13 protein-coding genes and 1 pseudogene are annotated in these 15,539 nt (G+C 60.1%); 4 read left to right on the top strand and 10 right to left on the bottom strand.

The annotated features are described in order from the left end of the window. Nucleotides 1–40: 40 nt before the first annotated feature. The 3 genes from DBR46_RS29045 (at nucleotide 41) to DBR46_RS29035 (ending at nucleotide 4,524) form a co-directional block, all read left to right on the top strand. Nucleotides 41–1,783 (top strand): phosphoethanolamine transferase CptA, encoded by a 1,743-nt coding sequence (locus tag DBR46_RS29045; protein WP_124529695.1) that lies wholly within the window; start codon nucleotides 41–43, stop codon nucleotides 1,781–1,783. A gap of 128 nt (nucleotides 1,784–1,911) precedes the next feature. Continuing rightward, the gene (locus DBR46_RS29040; protein ID WP_124529693.1) at nucleotides 1,912–4,149 is read left to right on the top strand and encodes a TonB-dependent siderophore receptor; all 2,238 of its coding nucleotides are present in this window, start codon (nucleotides 1,912–1,914) and stop codon (nucleotides 4,147–4,149) included. A 153-nt stretch (nucleotides 4,150–4,302) separates the two neighbouring features. Then, nucleotides 4,303–4,524, top strand: coding sequence for a hypothetical protein (locus DBR46_RS29035; protein WP_124529691.1), 222 nt, complete (start codon nucleotides 4,303–4,305; stop codon nucleotides 4,522–4,524). A 100-nt stretch (nucleotides 4,525–4,624) separates the two neighbouring features. Here DBR46_RS29035 and DBR46_RS29030 read toward each other — a convergent pair whose 3' ends face one another. The 8 genes from DBR46_RS29030 to DBR46_RS28995 form a co-directional block, all read right to left on the bottom strand. Continuing rightward, nucleotides 4,625–5,116 carry a GNAT family N-acetyltransferase gene (locus DBR46_RS29030; protein WP_124529689.1) on the bottom strand — a complete coding sequence of 164 codons (492 nt, stop codon included), beginning with the start codon at nucleotides 5,114–5,116 and terminating at the stop codon, nucleotides 4,625–4,627. 165 nt (nucleotides 5,117–5,281) lie between these two features. After that, nucleotides 5,282–6,388 (bottom strand): cell division protein ZapE, encoded by a 1,107-nt coding sequence (gene zapE, locus DBR46_RS29025; RefSeq protein WP_124529688.1) that lies wholly within the window; start codon nucleotides 6,386–6,388, stop codon nucleotides 5,282–5,284. 5 nt (nucleotides 6,389–6,393) lie between these two features. Continuing rightward, entirely contained in the window at nucleotides 6,394–9,051 is a 2,658-nt protein-coding gene (pepN, locus tag DBR46_RS29020) for an aminopeptidase N (RefSeq protein WP_124529687.1), read from the bottom strand. Between the two features lie 13 nt (nucleotides 9,052–9,064). Continuing rightward, entirely contained in the window at nucleotides 9,065–9,895 is an 831-nt protein-coding gene (locus tag DBR46_RS29015; protein ID WP_124529685.1) for a DUF2797 domain-containing protein, read from the bottom strand. Further along, entirely contained in the window at nucleotides 9,892–10,152 is a 261-nt protein-coding gene (locus tag DBR46_RS29010; RefSeq protein WP_124529683.1) for a YeaC family protein, read from the bottom strand. The genes DBR46_RS29015 and DBR46_RS29010 overlap by 4 nt, the downstream gene beginning before the upstream one ends. A gap of 13 nt (nucleotides 10,153–10,165) precedes the next feature. Beyond that, nucleotides 10,166–11,041: a rhomboid family intramembrane serine protease gene (locus DBR46_RS29005; RefSeq protein WP_124529681.1), complete on the bottom strand. Its 876-nt coding sequence runs from the start codon at nucleotides 11,039–11,041 to the stop codon at nucleotides 10,166–10,168. Next, nucleotides 11,038–12,009 (bottom strand): metallophosphoesterase, encoded by a 972-nt coding sequence (locus DBR46_RS29000; protein WP_124529679.1) that lies wholly within the window; start codon nucleotides 12,007–12,009, stop codon nucleotides 11,038–11,040. The genes DBR46_RS29005 and DBR46_RS29000 overlap by 4 nt, the downstream gene beginning before the upstream one ends. Beyond that, entirely contained in the window at nucleotides 12,009–12,899 is an 891-nt protein-coding gene (locus tag DBR46_RS28995; RefSeq protein WP_003217892.1) for an NAD(+) kinase, read from the bottom strand. The genes DBR46_RS29000 and DBR46_RS28995 overlap by 1 nt, the downstream gene beginning before the upstream one ends. A gap of 145 nt (nucleotides 12,900–13,044) precedes the next feature. Here DBR46_RS28995 and DBR46_RS28990 point away from each other — a divergent pair, with 145 nt between their 5' ends. Further along, entirely contained in the window at nucleotides 13,045–13,992 is a 948-nt protein-coding gene (locus DBR46_RS28990) for a DUF1853 family protein (RefSeq protein WP_124529677.1), read from the top strand. A 113-nt stretch (nucleotides 13,993–14,105) separates the two neighbouring features. Here the strand turns inward: DBR46_RS28990 and DBR46_RS28985 are convergent, their stop codons facing one another. Continuing rightward, a complete protein-coding gene (locus tag DBR46_RS28985; RefSeq protein ID WP_124529675.1) occupies nucleotides 14,106–15,128 on the bottom strand; it encodes a hypothetical protein in 1,023 nt (340 codons plus the stop codon). Between the two features lie 56 nt (nucleotides 15,129–15,184). Next, nucleotides 15,185–15,539: pseudogene (locus tag DBR46_RS28980) on the bottom strand (hypothetical protein); the annotation flags it as partial.

Genomic DNA, 15,539 nt, shown 5'->3' with positions numbered 1-15,539 from the left:
TCCTGCACACAACTGAAAAATCACCGGGTTGGAGCGCTGGATGGCGATGTTCAAACGCAGCACTAAGTCTGCGAAAGGCTTTGATTGGGCCGGCCTTGGCTGGCTGTTCCTGTTTTTCTGGTACTTCTCGGGTATTACCCAACTGCTTATCCTGCTGACCGGCACTTCCGGTTTCGCGGGCTTTCGCCAGGCATTCTTCATGAGTGCCCTGTGGCTCGCGCCCCTGTTGGTCTTCCCACGCCACACCCGTTTGTTCGCCGCCTTGATCGGCGTGGTGCTGTGGGCCTGTTCCATGGCAGGCCTGGGTTATTTCTTCATCTACCAGCAGGAATTTTCCCAAAGCGTCATCTTCATCATGTTCGAATCGAACATCTCTGAAGCCGGCGAATATGCCACCCAATACTTCGCCTGGTGGATCGTGCTGGCGTTCATTGCCCACACCGCCCTGGCCGTTTTCCTCTGGACCCGTGTACGCCCGGTGTACCTGCCACGTGGCCAGGCACTGGTGGCGGCCACTGCCATCGTGATCGCGATTGTCGGCTACCCGCTGGTCAAGCAGATCGCCCGCAGCGACACCATGGAAGATGCCATCGACCGCTTCGAAGCGCGTATCGAGCCGGCGGTGCCATGGCAGATGATCGTCGCCTACCACCGCTACACCCAGCAGCTGGACAATATGCAAGGCATGCTCGACAGTGCCAGCCAGATCCCACCGCTGCGTAACCTCAAAGACACCATGGCAGGCCAACCCTCGACCCTGGTGCTGGTGATCGGCGAGTCCACCAACCGCCAGCGCATGAGCCTCTACGGCTACCCGCGCAACACCACGCCGGAACTGGACAAGTTGCGCGACCAACTGGCGGTGTTCGACAACGTCATCACTCCGCGCCCCTACACCATTGAAGCGCTGCAACAAGTCCTCACTTTTGCTGACGAAGAGAACCCGGATCTTTATCTCAAGACCCCGTCCATTGTCAGCGTGATGAAACAAGCCGGCTACAAGACCTACTGGATCACCAACCAGCAGACCATGACCAAGCGCAACACCATGCTCACCACGTTCTCTGAACAGGCTGACGAACAGGTCTACCTCAACAACAACCGCAACCAGAATGCCCGCCAGTACGATGGCGACGTACTGCCACCGTTCGCCAAGGCCCTGGCCGACCCGGCCGAGCGCAAGTTCATCGTGGTGCATTTGCTGGGCACTCACATGAGCTACCAGTACCGTTACCCACCGACCTTCGACAAGTTCACCGACCGCCAAGGCGTACCGGCCGGGGTCAGCGACGATCAGTTGCCGACCTACAACAGCTACGACAATGCGGTGCTGTACAACGATTTCGTGGTGTCGAGCCTGATCAAGGATTACGCCAAGACCGATCCCAACGGCTTCCTGCTGTACTTGTCGGACCACGGCGAAGACGTATTCGACTCTGCCGGCCACACCACCCTGGGGCGCAACGAAGGCAAGCCGACGGCACCGATGTACACCATTCCGTTCATGGCCTACGCCTCGCCGAAATGGCGCGAGAGCCACGACTGGAGCTTTGCCGGCGACTTGCAGCGCCCTTACAGCAGCTCGCAGTTGATTCACACCTGGGCCGACCTGGCCGGGCTGAGCTTCGACGAACTGGACCGCAGCAAAAGCCTGGTCAGCGACAGCTTCAAGGCGCGCCCACAGATGATCGGCAACCCGTACCTGCGCCAGCAGAAGCCGTTGATTGATTTCAGTTTGATCAAGCCGAAGAAGGCCGAACCCACTGATGTGGTGGCCAAGTAATCGATAGTTTGTAACAAAAAGATAACAATCATTCTCATCTAGCCCTAAAGTTCCCTCGCTCCTTTCGTCTTTGAGCCATGGCCTTTTCTTACCGAGAAGGCCGCAAAGACGACAAGGAGTCTTCCGCGATGTTCGCGCCCTTCACCCGTTCCATGACCTTCACCCTTGGCCTGTTCAGCGTCGTGCTGAGCCCTGACCTGCTGGCTGAAACCGACCCAGAACCCACACCGGCCAAGGCCTTGGAGCTGGGCAGCACCAGCATCACCGCCGAAGGCCTGGGCGCTACAACCGAGCATACCGGCGCCTACACCACGGGCTCGATGAGCACCGCCACGCGCTTGAATCTGTCGATCAAGGAAACCCCGCAATCCATCTCGGTGGTCACACGCCAGCAGATGGATGATTTCAATCTCAATACATTGACTGACGTACTGCGCCAGACCACGGGCGTTACCGTGCAGCATCTGGACTCGGATCGCGCGGGCTATTCATCCCGTGGCTACGGGATCGATAACTTCCAGATCGACGGCATGCTCAACACCTTCGGACGCATGAAGTCAGACGCCGATACCATCATCTACGACCGCATTGAAGTGGTCCGCGGCGCCACCGGCCTGACCACCGGTGCCGGCAACCCCTCGGCCACGGTCAACATGATTCGCAAGCGCCCCACCGCCCAGTGGCAAGCCCAGACCGGCGTCAGCGGCGCCAGCCATGACAATTACTACAGCTACCTGGATGTGGGCGGGCCGCTGGCATTTGACGGCCGGCTGCGCGGGCGTACGGTGCTGGCGTACCGTGATAGCAAGTCCTTTCGCGACAACTACGCACTGCAACGGGAAGTCGGCTACGGCATTCTCGAAGGCGACCTGACGGACGACACCGTGGTTGCCGTAGGTTTTGACTACCAGAACAAGCATGTGCAGGGCAGCTCCTGGGGCACCCTGCCCTATTGGAACAGCGACGGCAGCAAGGCGCGACTCTCACGCTCGGCCAACCTGGCGGCCGATTGGAGCTCCTGGCCGCTCAAGGACAAGACCACCTTCGCCTCCATCGACCACAAACTGTCTGCGGATTGGCGCCTGAAGGCCGCCTACACCCACCGGCAAAGTGACACCGACGGCAAGGTGTATTACGGCGGCTCGGGCTTTCCCAACCCCGATGGCAGCGGCATGACCGCCTGGACCAACCAGATGGTGGGCACGTCGAAAATGGATGTGGTCGATCTGAATCTCAACGGCACCTATTCATTGCTAGGCCGTGAACATGAGTTGATGGTGGGTTACGGCGAGTCCGAGCAGCGCGACTCGTCGCCCTACCAGCGTTTTGAAACACCGGATGGGTACGAGAACATCGCAGACTGGAAACACATGGGCGGCATCGCCAAGTTCCCCGACCGCACCACCAACCTGCAAGGCGAGCACTCGCGCAAGAAACAAAAAGCCGGCTACCTGGCGACACGCCTGAGCCTCACCGAAAAACTGCACGCCGTTCTAGGCAGCCGTTATGGCAGTTGGGAGATCGAAAGCGTCTCGCCGGAGTATGACGCCAACTTCCAGTTGACCCGCGCACCAAAAACCCGGCAAACCCACAACGACATGTGGACCCCCTACGCCGGCCTGCTCTACGACATCACGCCTGAGTACACCGTGTACGCCAGCTACACCGACATCTTCAACCCGCAAAGCGTACGTGACGTCAGCAGGAAGTACCTGGAGCCCGTGGTGGGCAGCAACTATGAAGTCGGCCTTAAAGGCAGCCTGTTGAACGAGCGCCTGAACCTGGCGGCCGCGTATTTCTGGAGCACCCAGGACAACGTCGCCGAACTGGACAATGCCGCCAAACCCGACCCCATCACCCGCGAACAGTTCTACACATCCGGGGGCAAAGGCAGCAAGGTCCAGGGGTTTGAAGCCGAGGTGTCAGGTGAGGTCATGCAGGACTGGAACCTCACGGCGGGCTACAGCTACACCCACTCGCTGAACGGTGACAAGCAGCGCAGCAACACCAACGTGCCATTGAACATGCTCAAGGTTTCGACATCCTATCGCCTGCCAGGCGAATGGCGCGGATTGACCGTTGGCGGCGCGGTGAACTGGCAGAGCGACTTCTACCAGTTCGCCGATCGCCCAAGCGGCGGCCGGGACACGGAAGGCTACCTGAACACCGAACGCGCCAAGATCACCCAACAGGCCTATACCGTGGTCAACCTGATGTCGCGCTACCAGTTCGACGAGCACATTTCGGCATCCCTTAACGTAAACAATCTATTTGATAAAAAATATTACGAGCGCGTCGGCTTCTACAATGGTGTGTATTGGGGTGACCCGCGCGCTATTACGCTGGCCCTGGATTGGAAACTGTAAATCCTCTTGCCTGCGCAGCCGCGAAATTTAACGAGGTCGTTAAGTTTCGCGGTCACTCACTTAAGCCTCACTTAATAATGCCTGCACATAATCGCCCCCACGAGTCTGATCAAGCGAACAGACGCCAATCAAATACTTATGGGAATACCGACGATGAAACTCTCTACTTTGATGCTTGCCGGCCTGATGACCCTGACCTCTGCCGCCGCCTTTGCTGAAGGTGGCGCCGAGCGTTCGCGGGAGTTCTATGCCAATTTCAAATTCATGCAAGACCAGCAGAACAGCAAGGCCGAACAAACGGCTGCCGCTAATGTGAAGAATCCGAAAACAGTGCCTGCTGTTCAAAACAGCAACGAGCCACAACCGAAAAGTTGATTAACCCGTCACCCCCCTTTGTCATGCCGCTCCTTTGACCAGGGTAACTTGGCGCCAGAATCTGGCGCCTTGTTTTTTTGCACTTTCTAACACTGGCCACTTACAAAGGCTTGTGCCAAAACAACATGCGTCCGTGTGCCGGATCAAACTTCGAATCATCAAATCCGAACTTACGGTATGCCGACTGAGCCACCGCATTCCCCTCGAGCACCTCCAGGGTGATCTTGCAGCAACCGCGCTGACGGGCGATTTCTTCGACCTTCTGCAGCATTTTCTGGCTCAAGCCCAGGCCGCGAAAGGCATTCATCACCACCACATCGTGGACGTTGACCAAGGGGCGACAAGCAAAGGTCGAAAACCCTTCAAAGCAATTGACCAACCCCGCTGGCTCGCCGCCGACAAACGCCAGAACGCTGAATGCATGCGGGCGCTTGGCCAACTCGCCAGACAGTTGCTGCAGCAGATCGGCAGGCAGGCTGTGGCCACCCCCCATCGGGTCTTCGGCGTAATGGTTGAGTACCAGGCTGATCGCCTCGGCGTGTACGGGATTGGTATAGCTGGCTTGCAGCACCAGAATGTCTGGGGTGTCCATTTCCTTCCTCGATAGCGACTGCACGGGAGTCATCTCCCTTTGAGGCGGACGATTGTAAGCGCGGTACGGGCGATAGATGAAGGAGATTAACGACAAATTCCCGCCTGAAAATACGGTGCTTCCGCGCATGAACACGCGTGAACAGTGAGGTGCCGGGGATTTTTCTTACACCCCAAAACGCTGCAATTGCATCTCTTGCAAACGACTCAGTGTGCGGCGAAACGCAAACTCCAGATAACCTTCGGTGTACAGGCACTCCAACGGCACCTCGGCCTCGATGAATAACGGCACTTTGCGGTCGTAGCATTCATCCACCAGGGCAATGAAGCGCCGCACACTGTCATCGTGTACCGACAACTCGGGCAACTCCCGATCACCCGCCTCGACACGCTGGACACCATCTTCGGTGCCGCGCGCAATGCGCCCAGGGCGTTTTTGCGCGCTGAGGTTAGGGACTTCGCCGAGTAGGATCGCGCTAAAACGATCACACAACTGCATGAAATCCATCGCCGCCAGAGGTTGTTCGCACAGATCGGCGTAGCGACACCAGAGCACGCTATCACTGGACTGCACGGCGACAATAGAACGGTAGCCAACGCTGACCGGCCCGCTGCGCACAGCCTGTCCCTCCGTCAATTGCTTGAACACCTCGCCCAACGCATCGGGCTGGTTCACCCAGTAACGCTGCACGCCCAGGCCTGGGTGCAAACGATGATCCTCGGCGCCATCCACCGCCACCACCCGCATATGCTGCTGGATGGCCGCGATACCCGGCAGGAAACGCTCACGGTTAAAGCCGCCCGCGTACAACTGATCCGGCGGCTGGTTGGACGTGCAGACCATCACCACGCCTTCCTCGAACATCACCTGGAACAGCCGCCCCAGGATGATTGCGTCGCCGATATCATTGACGAACAACTCGTCAAAGCACAGCACGCGCACTTCCCGGGCCAGCTCACGGGCCAGTGCCTGCAAGGGGTCCTGAACACCCGTGAGCTGAAACGAGCGCTGATGCACCCAGCCCATGAAGTGATGAAAATGCTGGCGCCGCGCAGGCACCCGCAGGCTTTGGTAGAACTGGTCCATCAGCCAGGTTTTGCCACGCCCCACCGGCCCCCACAGGTAAACCCCGGTGATCGGCGAGCGGCCTTGATGCAGCGCTTCATGGCAGGCTTGCAGCGCCTCCACCGCCCGACGCTGGGCTTCGTCGGCAACGAAGCCCTGCTGGGCGATGGCGTGTTCGTAGGCTGCGCGGGGTGAGTCAAACGCCATGGGTTTTACGCAAGGCTCTTGCTGACCACCTCAAACACATCACTGGACAGTTCACCGGAGGCACGGATGCGCTCCAACTCCGCCTTCATCAGCGCCTGGCGCGCGCTGTCGTATTTGCGCCAGCGGGTCAGCGGCGCCAGTTGGCGCGAGGCGATCTGCGGGTTGAAGCCGTTCAACTGGATCACCAGGTCCGCCAGGAAGCGATAACCCGAGCCATCTGCTGCATGGAAGTTGATCAGGTTCTGCCCGGCAAATGCGCCGATCAGTGCGCGTACCTTGTTCGGGTTCTTGAGCGTGAACGCCGGGTGCTCCATCAACGCCTTGACCCGCTCCAGGCCGCCCGGCAACGTGCTGCCGGCCTGGACGCTGAACCACTGGTCCATGACCAATGGGTTGTCCTTGAAGTTTTCGGCAAACACCGCCAGCGCCTGGGCCTTCTCGGCTTCAAACGGCGAATTCACCAGGACCGCCAGCGCGGTGAGGCGCTCGGTCATGTTGTCGCTGGCGTCGAACTGCTCCAGCGCCGCCGCCAACACCTGCGGCTTGCCGCTGAGCATCAGGTACGACAGCGCAATATTCTGCAAGGCGCGACGGGCAAAGTGCTCGGCGGCGGCCACGTAAGGGGTTTTCTTCGACAGCTCACGATTGGCCTGGTAACGCGGCCACAAGTCGTCAAACAACTGCTCAGCCAGTTGCTGACGGGCAAACTCACGTGCGGCATGGATGGCATCGACATCCGCCACTTCGCTGATTTCGGTCAGGTAGGCTTCGCCCGGCAACGAGAGCATTTCTGCAACCATCGCCTGATCCAGCGTTTCATCGCGCAGCACGGTACGCAAGGCGTCGACAAGACGCTGATCCAGCGCCAGCGGCTGGTCCGCCTGATGCTGGCCGATCAACTCCTGCAGCACCTGCACGGCCAGTTGCTGGCCCGCATCCCAGCGGTTGAAACCGTCGCTGTCGTGCTGCATCAGGAACATCAGTTGGTCGCGGCTGTACGGGAAGCTCAGCTTCACCGGCGCCGAGAAACCGCGCAGCAGCGACGGCAATGGTTGTTCAGCGATGTCAACGAAGGTGAAGGTTTGCTCGGCCTCGGTCACCGAGATCACGCGGGAGGTGTCGCCCGCAGTGGCTTCACCGGCCAGGCGCAGGGCGATGCCGGTGCCCTTCCCGTCCAGCAGGCCCAACGCCACTGGGATCACGAACGGCAGTTTTTCCACTTTGTCCGGGGTGGCCGGGCAGCTCTGGCGGAAGGTCAGGCTGTAGGTCTTGGCCGCCGCGTCGTAGGACTCGCTGACCGCCAGGCGTGGCGTGCCAGCCTGGCTGTACCAGCGCTTGAACTGAGTCAGGTCGGCGCCGTTGGCGTCTTCCATGGCCTTGATAAAGTCGTCGCAGGTCACGGCCTGGCCGTCATGGCGTTCGAAGTACAGGTCGCTGCCTTTGCGGAAACCTTCGGCGCCGAGCAAGGTGTGGATCATGCCGACCACTTCCGAGCCCTTTTCGTACACGGTCAGGGTGTAGAAGTTGGAGATCTCGATAAAGCTGTCCGGGCGCACCGCGTGGGCCATCGGGCCGGCGTCTTCGGCGAATTGGTGAGTGCGCAGGTACGCCACGTCCTGGATGCGCTTGACCGTGGCCGAGTTCATGTCGGCAGAGAATTGCGAGTCACGGTAGACGGTGAAGCCTTCCTTGAGCGACAACTGGAACCAGTCGCGGCAGGTCACGCGGTTGCCCGACCAGTTATGGAAGTATTCGTGGGCGACGATGGCCTCGACGCGCTGGTGCGCGGCGTCGGTGGCGGTTTCGGCGCGGGCCAGCACGGCGCTGGAGTTGAAGATATTGAGGCCCTTGTTTTCCATGGCGCCCATGTTGAAGTCGTTCACGGCAACGATCATGAAGATGTCGAGATCGTACTCACGGCCGTAGGTTTCTTCGTCCCAGCGCATGGATTTTTTCAGGCTGGTCATGGCGTGCTGGCACTTGTCGATGTTTTCCGGCTCGACATAGATGCGCAGCGCCACTTCGCGATTAGTCATGGTGGTGAAGCTGTCCTCCACGCACCACAAGTCACCGGCCACCAGCGCGAACAGGTACGCCGGCTTCTTGAACGGGTCTTCCCAGGTCGCCCAGTGGCGGCCGTCTTCGCCAGGCCCGCTGGCAATCGGGTTGCCGTTGGACAGCAGCACCGGGTAGCTGTGTTGCTCGGCGATCACCGTGGTGGTGAAGGTGCTCATCACGTCCGGGCGGTCGAGGTAGTAGGTGATCTTGCGGAAACCTTCGGCCTCACACTGGGTGCAGAACATGCCGCTGGATTTGTACAGGCCTTCCAGGGCGGTATTGGTTTCCGGGTGGATCTTGACCGTGGTGTCGAGGGTGAAGGCTGCGCTCTTGGGCTGCACGGTCAGGTGGCTGTCGGTCAAATGGTAGTCAGCGGCCGTCAGTTCCTGGTCCGCCAGGTTCACGCTCAACAGCTCAAGTTGCTGGCCATCCAGCACCAACGGCGGCAAACCGGCGCCGCGCTCAGGGTTGCGGCGCATCACCAGCTGCGCGTGGACCAGGCTGTGGTCCTCGAACAACTCGAAGGTCAGGTGGGTCTCGTCGATCAGGTAGTCCGGCGCCTGATAGTCCTTGAGGTAAATCATCTTCGGTTGTTCGGTGCGCATGCTTGCAATCCTTCTACTGATGCACGGCGAGCTGGTAGGCCGTGTATTTGCGGATATTGATAACGCCGGTGTCGAAGATCAGGTATTGGCCCTTGATCCCCAGCAGCGTGCCTTCGGCAATCGGGTTCTTGTCCAGGTTGAAGCTGACAATCTTGGCGGGATATTGCTCCACCGGGTAGCGGATTTCTATCGGCTCGATGTCGGTCACTGGTTGGATGGCCTGTAGGCCAAAGCGATCCTGCAAGGCGCTGATGCCTTCGGCGCAGGACGCGAACAGCTCATCGCGCACGTGCTTGAGGTCCACCGCCGCAGCATCGCCCTTGAGCAGCGCGCGCCAGTTGGTCTTGTCGGCCACCTGGCTGCGAAACACATCTTCGACGAAACCGGACTGCTGGCGCGTGGCCACGCGCATGATCGGCAGCGCCTGGCTGGCACCCTGGTCCAGCCAGCGGGTCGGCAGCTGAGTGGCACGGGTGATGCCGACCTTGATCCCCGACGAATTGGCCAGGTAGACCACGTGGTCGGTCATGCAGAATTTCTCGCCCCAACCCGGCTCACGGCAGGTGCCGGCGTCGTAATGGCAACGCTCGGGGCTCATGATGCACAGGTCGCACTGGGCCAGCTTGGTCATGCAGGGGTAGCAATAGCCCTGGCTGAAGCTGGTCTTGGTCTTGCGGCCGCAATGGCTGCAATGGATGGCGCCGAGGTATTCCAGGCGGATATGGCTGCCGATCAACGGGTTGACCGGCACTTCGACATCGCCCAGGCGGAACGCATATTGAACGGTCGGCTCACCGAGTTGCGCCGACATTTTGCTGACTGCACCGCGACCGATCTCAATCAATGGATCGCATCCGACTTGAACAGGATGTTCGCGACCGGCTCGGATTTGGACGCACACTCCTGCGGGCCCATGTAACCGGTGCGCTGGTCTTCCGGAAGGTTCTGGATTTCCCAGGCGATCATCGCTTGCAACGACAGTTCACGCTGCTCGGCGCTTAGCTTGCGGCCATCGGACCATTTGCCGATTTCCACGGCGAGCTTGAGGCTCTCGTAGATGTCCGGGGTGATATTTTCGATCATTTCAGCAAAAGAGGACATGAGCTCTTCCTTATCAAATAGAAGCTTTGCGGCGGTTGTACAAACCACCGAGCAAACCGGTGAGGCAACCGATAGCCAGACCACCGACATGGGCCGCGTTGGCGATTTCGCCGAAACCGATCATCGAGACCAGGCCCGACAGGCACAGCACCAGCCACACCAGCATCATCACCAGCACCCCACGGGGCAGGCGGTAGGCCGGGTTTGGCGAGAGTAATTGAAAGATCCAGCAATGCCCGAGCAAGCCATACAACACCCCGGACAAACCGCCGAACAGGCCCGGGCCGCCGTAAGCGTACTGAGCGTAGTTGGAGACCAGGCTGAACAACAGGGTCAGGCCCAGCAGGTTGATACTGCCCTGGCGCACTTCGATGCGCCGGCCCAGCTCCCAGTACCACATGCCGTTCATGGCCAGGTGCAGGATGCCAAAGTGGATCAGCATCGGCGTGACCAACCGCCACCACTGCCCCGACGCGAGGGTGTCGGCCAGCGGCGTGAACTGGATGTACTCGCCCATGATGCGAAACGGCAGGAAGGTCAGCCAGGCCATGGCTTGCAGGTTGTCACCGAGCAAGGTCACGGCGCCAACGATAATGCTCGCCAGCAACACCAACGCCGTCACCGGACTGTGGCGCACCTGCTGCACAAAGCTTGGGCGGGTCACCGGCACTTGCGGCTGCTCGGGAATGTCCAGCTGCTGGTCCGGGTCACCGGCGGGAAAGCGCTGATACAACACGCGCACGTCGTCACTGATGGTCTCGGGCACCCACAGCACTTGCTCGCCCGCTTCCTCGCTGACGCGATGGGGCACTTGCATGCGTTGCAACAGTTGGACGAAACCGCCCAGGTCGACGCTCAGGGGCAAGCGCAATACAGCCACGGTACTCATTGGATAACCTCGGGGCGCTCAACGTCGACCCATACGAATTTGCTCGGATCCAGGCGGGTTTCCTGATCCAGGCGATAAGCCACCAGCTTGCCGTACAGCACCGCGCTGTAGTCCAGGCAGGCCAGGTTCTCGCGGATCGGTGCCGGTTTGCCGCTGCGCCAGTAATGGCCGACGAACAACAAGGGTTCATCGACGCCGTAGCGCAACAAGGAATTTTTTTCAGTCGATGACAACGGCGTACGCGCCACCGGGTCAGGCAGCGCGTCGGGTTGGAACACGATGTCGCCGTAGGTTTTCGGGTCGTCTTCCCAGAACTTGGTGCGGAAGAACGAGCGCGTCAGCCCGTCGCCACCGGTCAGCGTCAAGCCATCCGGCAGGCGCATATCGGTGCCGCGCAGCAAGCGGTCAAAGGCGTTGCAGGCAAAACTGCCAGGCACGGCGGCGGCCTGCAGGAAGTGCGGGTCAATGCAGCCGTCCGGGAATGTCGCACGCAGCGGCGCGATAAAGCCGTCATCCCAACACGCGTGCACCACGCGGAAACGTCCGGCATCGACAAACAATGGCATGTCGTAGAACCAGCCAAGGAAGTCGTGCCAGTCGGCCGGGTGGTGCTCGAACTGGGTCAGGGTTTCATGGATCAACCGCGCATGCCGTGGGTTGTGCTCACGCACAAACTGCTTGCCACTGCCGGGGGGTGCGAGGGTGGTCCAACCGAGGGCGTTGAACTCGTGGTTGCCCATGATGCACAGCGCCTGCCCGGCCTCGGTCATGTCGTGGACGATATGCAGCGCCTCACGAATGCGTGGGCCACGGTCGATGATATCGCCGAGGAACACCGCCATCCGCGACTTATGCCGCCAGACGCCGCCGATCTTCTGGTAACCCATTTGGTCGAGCAAGTGCTCAAGGGTATGAGCGCAACCGTGCACGTCACCAATCAGGTCGTAGCTACGCGCGGGATCGAGCATCAGTCGCCTCCACCACCCAAGCGGCTGCCCCAGCCCAGCTTGGTGCGGCACACTTCGTAGTAGTTGTGGTCCAGCGGATGGATCAGCCGCAGTTTCTGCGCCTTTTTGCTCACGGTGATGGTGTCACCGGGGGCGCAGGTGAAATGGTTCTGCCCGTCGCAGGACACCTGCGGGTAGATTTGCATGTCTTTGGACACCACGATTTTCAGCTCACTGTTGCCATCGACCACGATGGGCCTGCTGGACAACATATGGGGGTACATCGGCACGATCACAATGGCATCCAGCTTGGGATGCATGATCGGCCCGCCGGCCGACAGCGCATAGGCGGTAGAACCGGTCGGCGTGGCGACGATCAGGCCGTCAGCCTTCTGGCTGCAGACGAACTGGCCGTCGATATACAGCTCGAACTCGATCATCCGCGTGGATTTGCCAGGGTGCAGCACCACGTCATTGAGGGCATCGCCCTGGCCGATGGCTTCACCGTGACGGCGCACTTCGGCTTGCAGCAGGAAGCGGTTTTCCACCAGGTAATGGCCGTCGAGCACCTTGGCCACTTCGACTTCCAGCTCGTCCGGGCGAATGTCCGTCAGAAAACCCAGGCTGCCACGGTTGATCCCCAGCACCGGCACATTATGCCGCGCCAACGCACGGGCGGCGCCGAGCAGGCTGCCGTCGCCGCCGACCACGATGACCATGTCACAGACTTCGCCAAGCATCTTGCGCGACGAGGTTTGCAGGCCATGGCCCGGGAGGATTTCGGCGATGGTATCTTCGAGGATCACATGCAGGTGGCGTTCCAGCAGGAATTTTTTCAGCCGGCGGACGGTGTCCAACACCTGGGTACTGCCCAGGCGACCGATAATGCCGATATTGCGAAATTGCTCCATGGGGCTCCTGCGGGATGTGCGGTGTGGCGGAAAACCGCGATTATGGGCGAAAGGCCGTCCCAGGCAAAACCCTTTGTCGCCGCGAAGCCTTGATGACAATGGTTCTCAGCCACCTGTACGACATTTAAGCGGCTATGCTCGGACCATGACTGTGTTCCCGGATCTGCACAACCTGCCCCGCCAGTTGCGCCACCCTGAGGTGCGCGACCTCGCGTGGGTGATGCTCGCCCCGCCGATGCTCGCGCAAACACCGTGGGCGCAACGCCATCCGTTGGCGGGCAGTGATTGGGTACAAGCGCCGGATTTGCTTGAGCGCTGGCTGCGTAACCTCGATCAAGACAGCCACGCCTTGCAACACTGGCTAAGCCTGTCCCGCACCCGGCGCCTGGGCCTGTATTACGAGCGGTTATGGCAATTCGCCGTACAGCATGCGCCGGGCGTGGAGCTGCTGGCCGCCAACCTGCCCATCCGCCGTGGCGGGCATACCCTCGGTGAACTGGATATGCTCCTGCGCGACCGTGACGGCGTGCATCACCTGGAACTGGCGATCAAACTCTACCTCGGGCCGCAGGACGGAAACGGCCAGGACAGCGCCTTGTGGCTGGGGCCTGGGTGCCATGATCGACTGGACCGAAAATTGGCCCACTTGGCCCAGCATCAACTGCCCATCTCCGCACGCCCGGAAAGCCGCGAAGCACTGGCCGCGTTGGATATCCAGCAATTCGACGCACATTTATGGCTCGGCGGATATTTGCTCTACCCCTGGCCCGGCCTGGCCCAAGCCCCGGCTGGCGCCCATCCGCAGCACCTGCGGGGCCGCTGGCTGCATCAACGGGATTGGCCAGACTTTGTCAGCACCAGCGCGCCAGGCCGCTGGCAGCCCCTACCCCGCCATGCATGGCTGGCGCCGGCGCACTATGGTGCGAGTGATGTGTGGAGTGAAGCGCAGATGCAAGGCTGGCTGGCAGCACTTGATCCGATGGCGCCGGCGCAGTTGTTGGTGCGGATGGTGCAGGTGGGTGAGGATTGGGAAGAGGCGGAGCGGTTGTTTTTGGTGGCGGATCTTTGGCCGGATGTGCCGGGGGGTGGCTGACAATTCAGTGGTGAGCTTCTTGGCCCCATCGCAGGCAAGCCAGCTCCCACCGTGGATCGGCGGCGTGGCCAACGGTGGAAACTGGCTTAGCTGGGGCGGCGTCATCCTATCCATTAGGGAAACTCCACTTCGCGCAACGGGTGCATGCTTTCCGGTACCGGGTAGGTTAGCCCGTTGGCATCCGTCTTCCACTTGTTTATTCGGCCATCCTTACCGACCAGCCGATAGTCATAGGTCGGCAACTTGTTCCCCCATTCGTCCACAATGCGGTACTGCCCGAAACCGGGTTTGTCCGGGACGGGGAGCCATTCGGGTAACAGCTGAGGGCGGCGGTCTGGGCACTTGTGGTAGGTCCAGGGGGAAAGGCAATCGCCGGCGCGGCCGGTGCGTAGGCTTTGGAGTTTTAAGAAGTCGGGTTTGGAGCGGCCATCGGCTACGACACTGCCGTCGGGATAGGTGAACGCGGTGTAGTTACCTTCCTTTATCTCCTTTGGTTGTGCAGATAAAACGCGAAAGTCCGAATGCAGTATGGGCTCGAAATAGATATGGCGAGCCTGCAACGCTTGGTACTTCAGATATATACGGCCCTCCCCCGCCAGACTGATGTGTTTTTTATAACCGCCTATAAATGCTTCACTCAACCAAGGGTAATAATCCTTCCGGATTCTCAGATCCCCATCGACGATGAAGTCCGCCCCACCCCGTGGTGAATTATTGTGGTCGAATATCACAACGACACCGCCGCCGCCGCCCCAAATCACGTTCTCGCCAAAACGGGTCAGGTCGGCATACTCCACGCCAAAGGTCACATTCGCCAGGTGCCAGCGGCATGCGCCTCCCCCATCTTTTGGTAGCTCTACCTGGTAGAGATCACTCTGTCCTTGACGTTCCAACTCCTTGTAAACCGAGTGATAGCCATCTCGCTCGGTGCGCTGGCCGCTGGCTCCAGTGCCGATGTGTTTACAGGTGGCCGAACGATACATGACCCACATGGTTTTATTTTTCAGTCCCTCAGGCAGCTTTACTGTCACGGTTATCTTTTCACTGTCGGCAGGCGGTGACAGGCTGTAGTCCTGACGGCAACCGCTTAGACCAAAAAACAGTGCGCATAACAGCATGGGCATGCGGGAGAACATGGCGAAGTCCTTTTGGGTATCAACGGGCTCGGTTGCCTGAGTTCGCATAGTTGGCGTCACCATTTCCGCTCGGGGAACTGGACTTCGAGCGGTGGGTGGGCGCTGTCCGGCAACGGTTGCGTGCGTCCTGAGGGATCCGTCCGGCCCTGGAATGACTGACCGCTCTTGCCGAGCAGGCGATAGTGGTAACGCGGCAGTTCATTGCCCCATTCGTCCGCGATGAAGTAACGGCCGAAGCCGGGTTTGTCGGGGGCGGGGAGCCATTCGGGTAATAGTTGGGGGCGGCGGTCCGGGCATTTGTAGTAGCGAATGATAGAAAAACACTCGCGGGCGCGGCCGGTGCGTAGGCTTTGGAGTTTTAAGAAGTCGGGTTTCGTACGACCATCAGCTACAACACTGCCATCGGGGTAG

The sequence above is a fragment of the Pseudomonas sp. KBW05 genome (genome assembly GCF_003852405.1).
In the GTDB taxonomy this organism is placed as follows: domain Bacteria; phylum Pseudomonadota; class Gammaproteobacteria; order Pseudomonadales; family Pseudomonadaceae; genus Aquipseudomonas.
The sequence above is the reverse complement of the archived record's forward strand: the minus strand, read 5'-3'. Positions and strand labels throughout refer to the sequence as shown.

Coding starts and splice junctions, on each gene's coding strand:
- DBR46_RS29045 (WP_124529695.1), top strand. CDS start 41: ATGGCGATGTTCAAACGCAGCACTAAGTCTGCGAAAGGCTTTGATTGG.
- DBR46_RS29040 (WP_124529693.1), top strand. CDS start 1,912: ATGTTCGCGCCCTTCACCCGTTCCATGACCTTCACCCTTGGCCTGTTC.
- DBR46_RS29035 (WP_124529691.1), top strand. CDS start 4,303: ATGAAACTCTCTACTTTGATGCTTGCCGGCCTGATGACCCTGACCTCT.
- DBR46_RS29030 (WP_124529689.1), bottom strand. CDS start 5,116: ATGGACACCCCAGACATTCTGGTGCTGCAAGCCAGCTATACCAATCCC.
- zapE (WP_124529688.1), bottom strand. CDS start 6,388: ATGGCGTTTGACTCACCCCGCGCAGCCTACGAACACGCCATCGCCCAG.
- pepN (WP_124529687.1), bottom strand. CDS start 9,051: ATGCGCACCGAACAACCGAAGATGATTTACCTCAAGGACTATCAGGCG.
- DBR46_RS29010 (WP_124529683.1), bottom strand. CDS start 10,152: ATGTCCTCTTTTGCTGAAATGATCGAAAATATCACCCCGGACATCTAC.
- DBR46_RS29005 (WP_124529681.1), bottom strand. CDS start 11,041: ATGAGTACCGTGGCTGTATTGCGCTTGCCCCTGAGCGTCGACCTGGGC.
- DBR46_RS29000 (WP_124529679.1), bottom strand. CDS start 12,009: ATGCTCGATCCCGCGCGTAGCTACGACCTGATTGGTGACGTGCACGGT.
- DBR46_RS28995 (WP_003217892.1), bottom strand. CDS start 12,899: ATGGAGCAATTTCGCAATATCGGCATTATCGGTCGCCTGGGCAGTACC.
- DBR46_RS28990 (WP_124529677.1), top strand. CDS start 13,045: ATGACTGTGTTCCCGGATCTGCACAACCTGCCCCGCCAGTTGCGCCAC.
- DBR46_RS28985 (WP_124529675.1), bottom strand. CDS start 15,128: ATGTTCTCCCGCATGCCCATGCTGTTATGCGCACTGTTTTTTGGTCTA.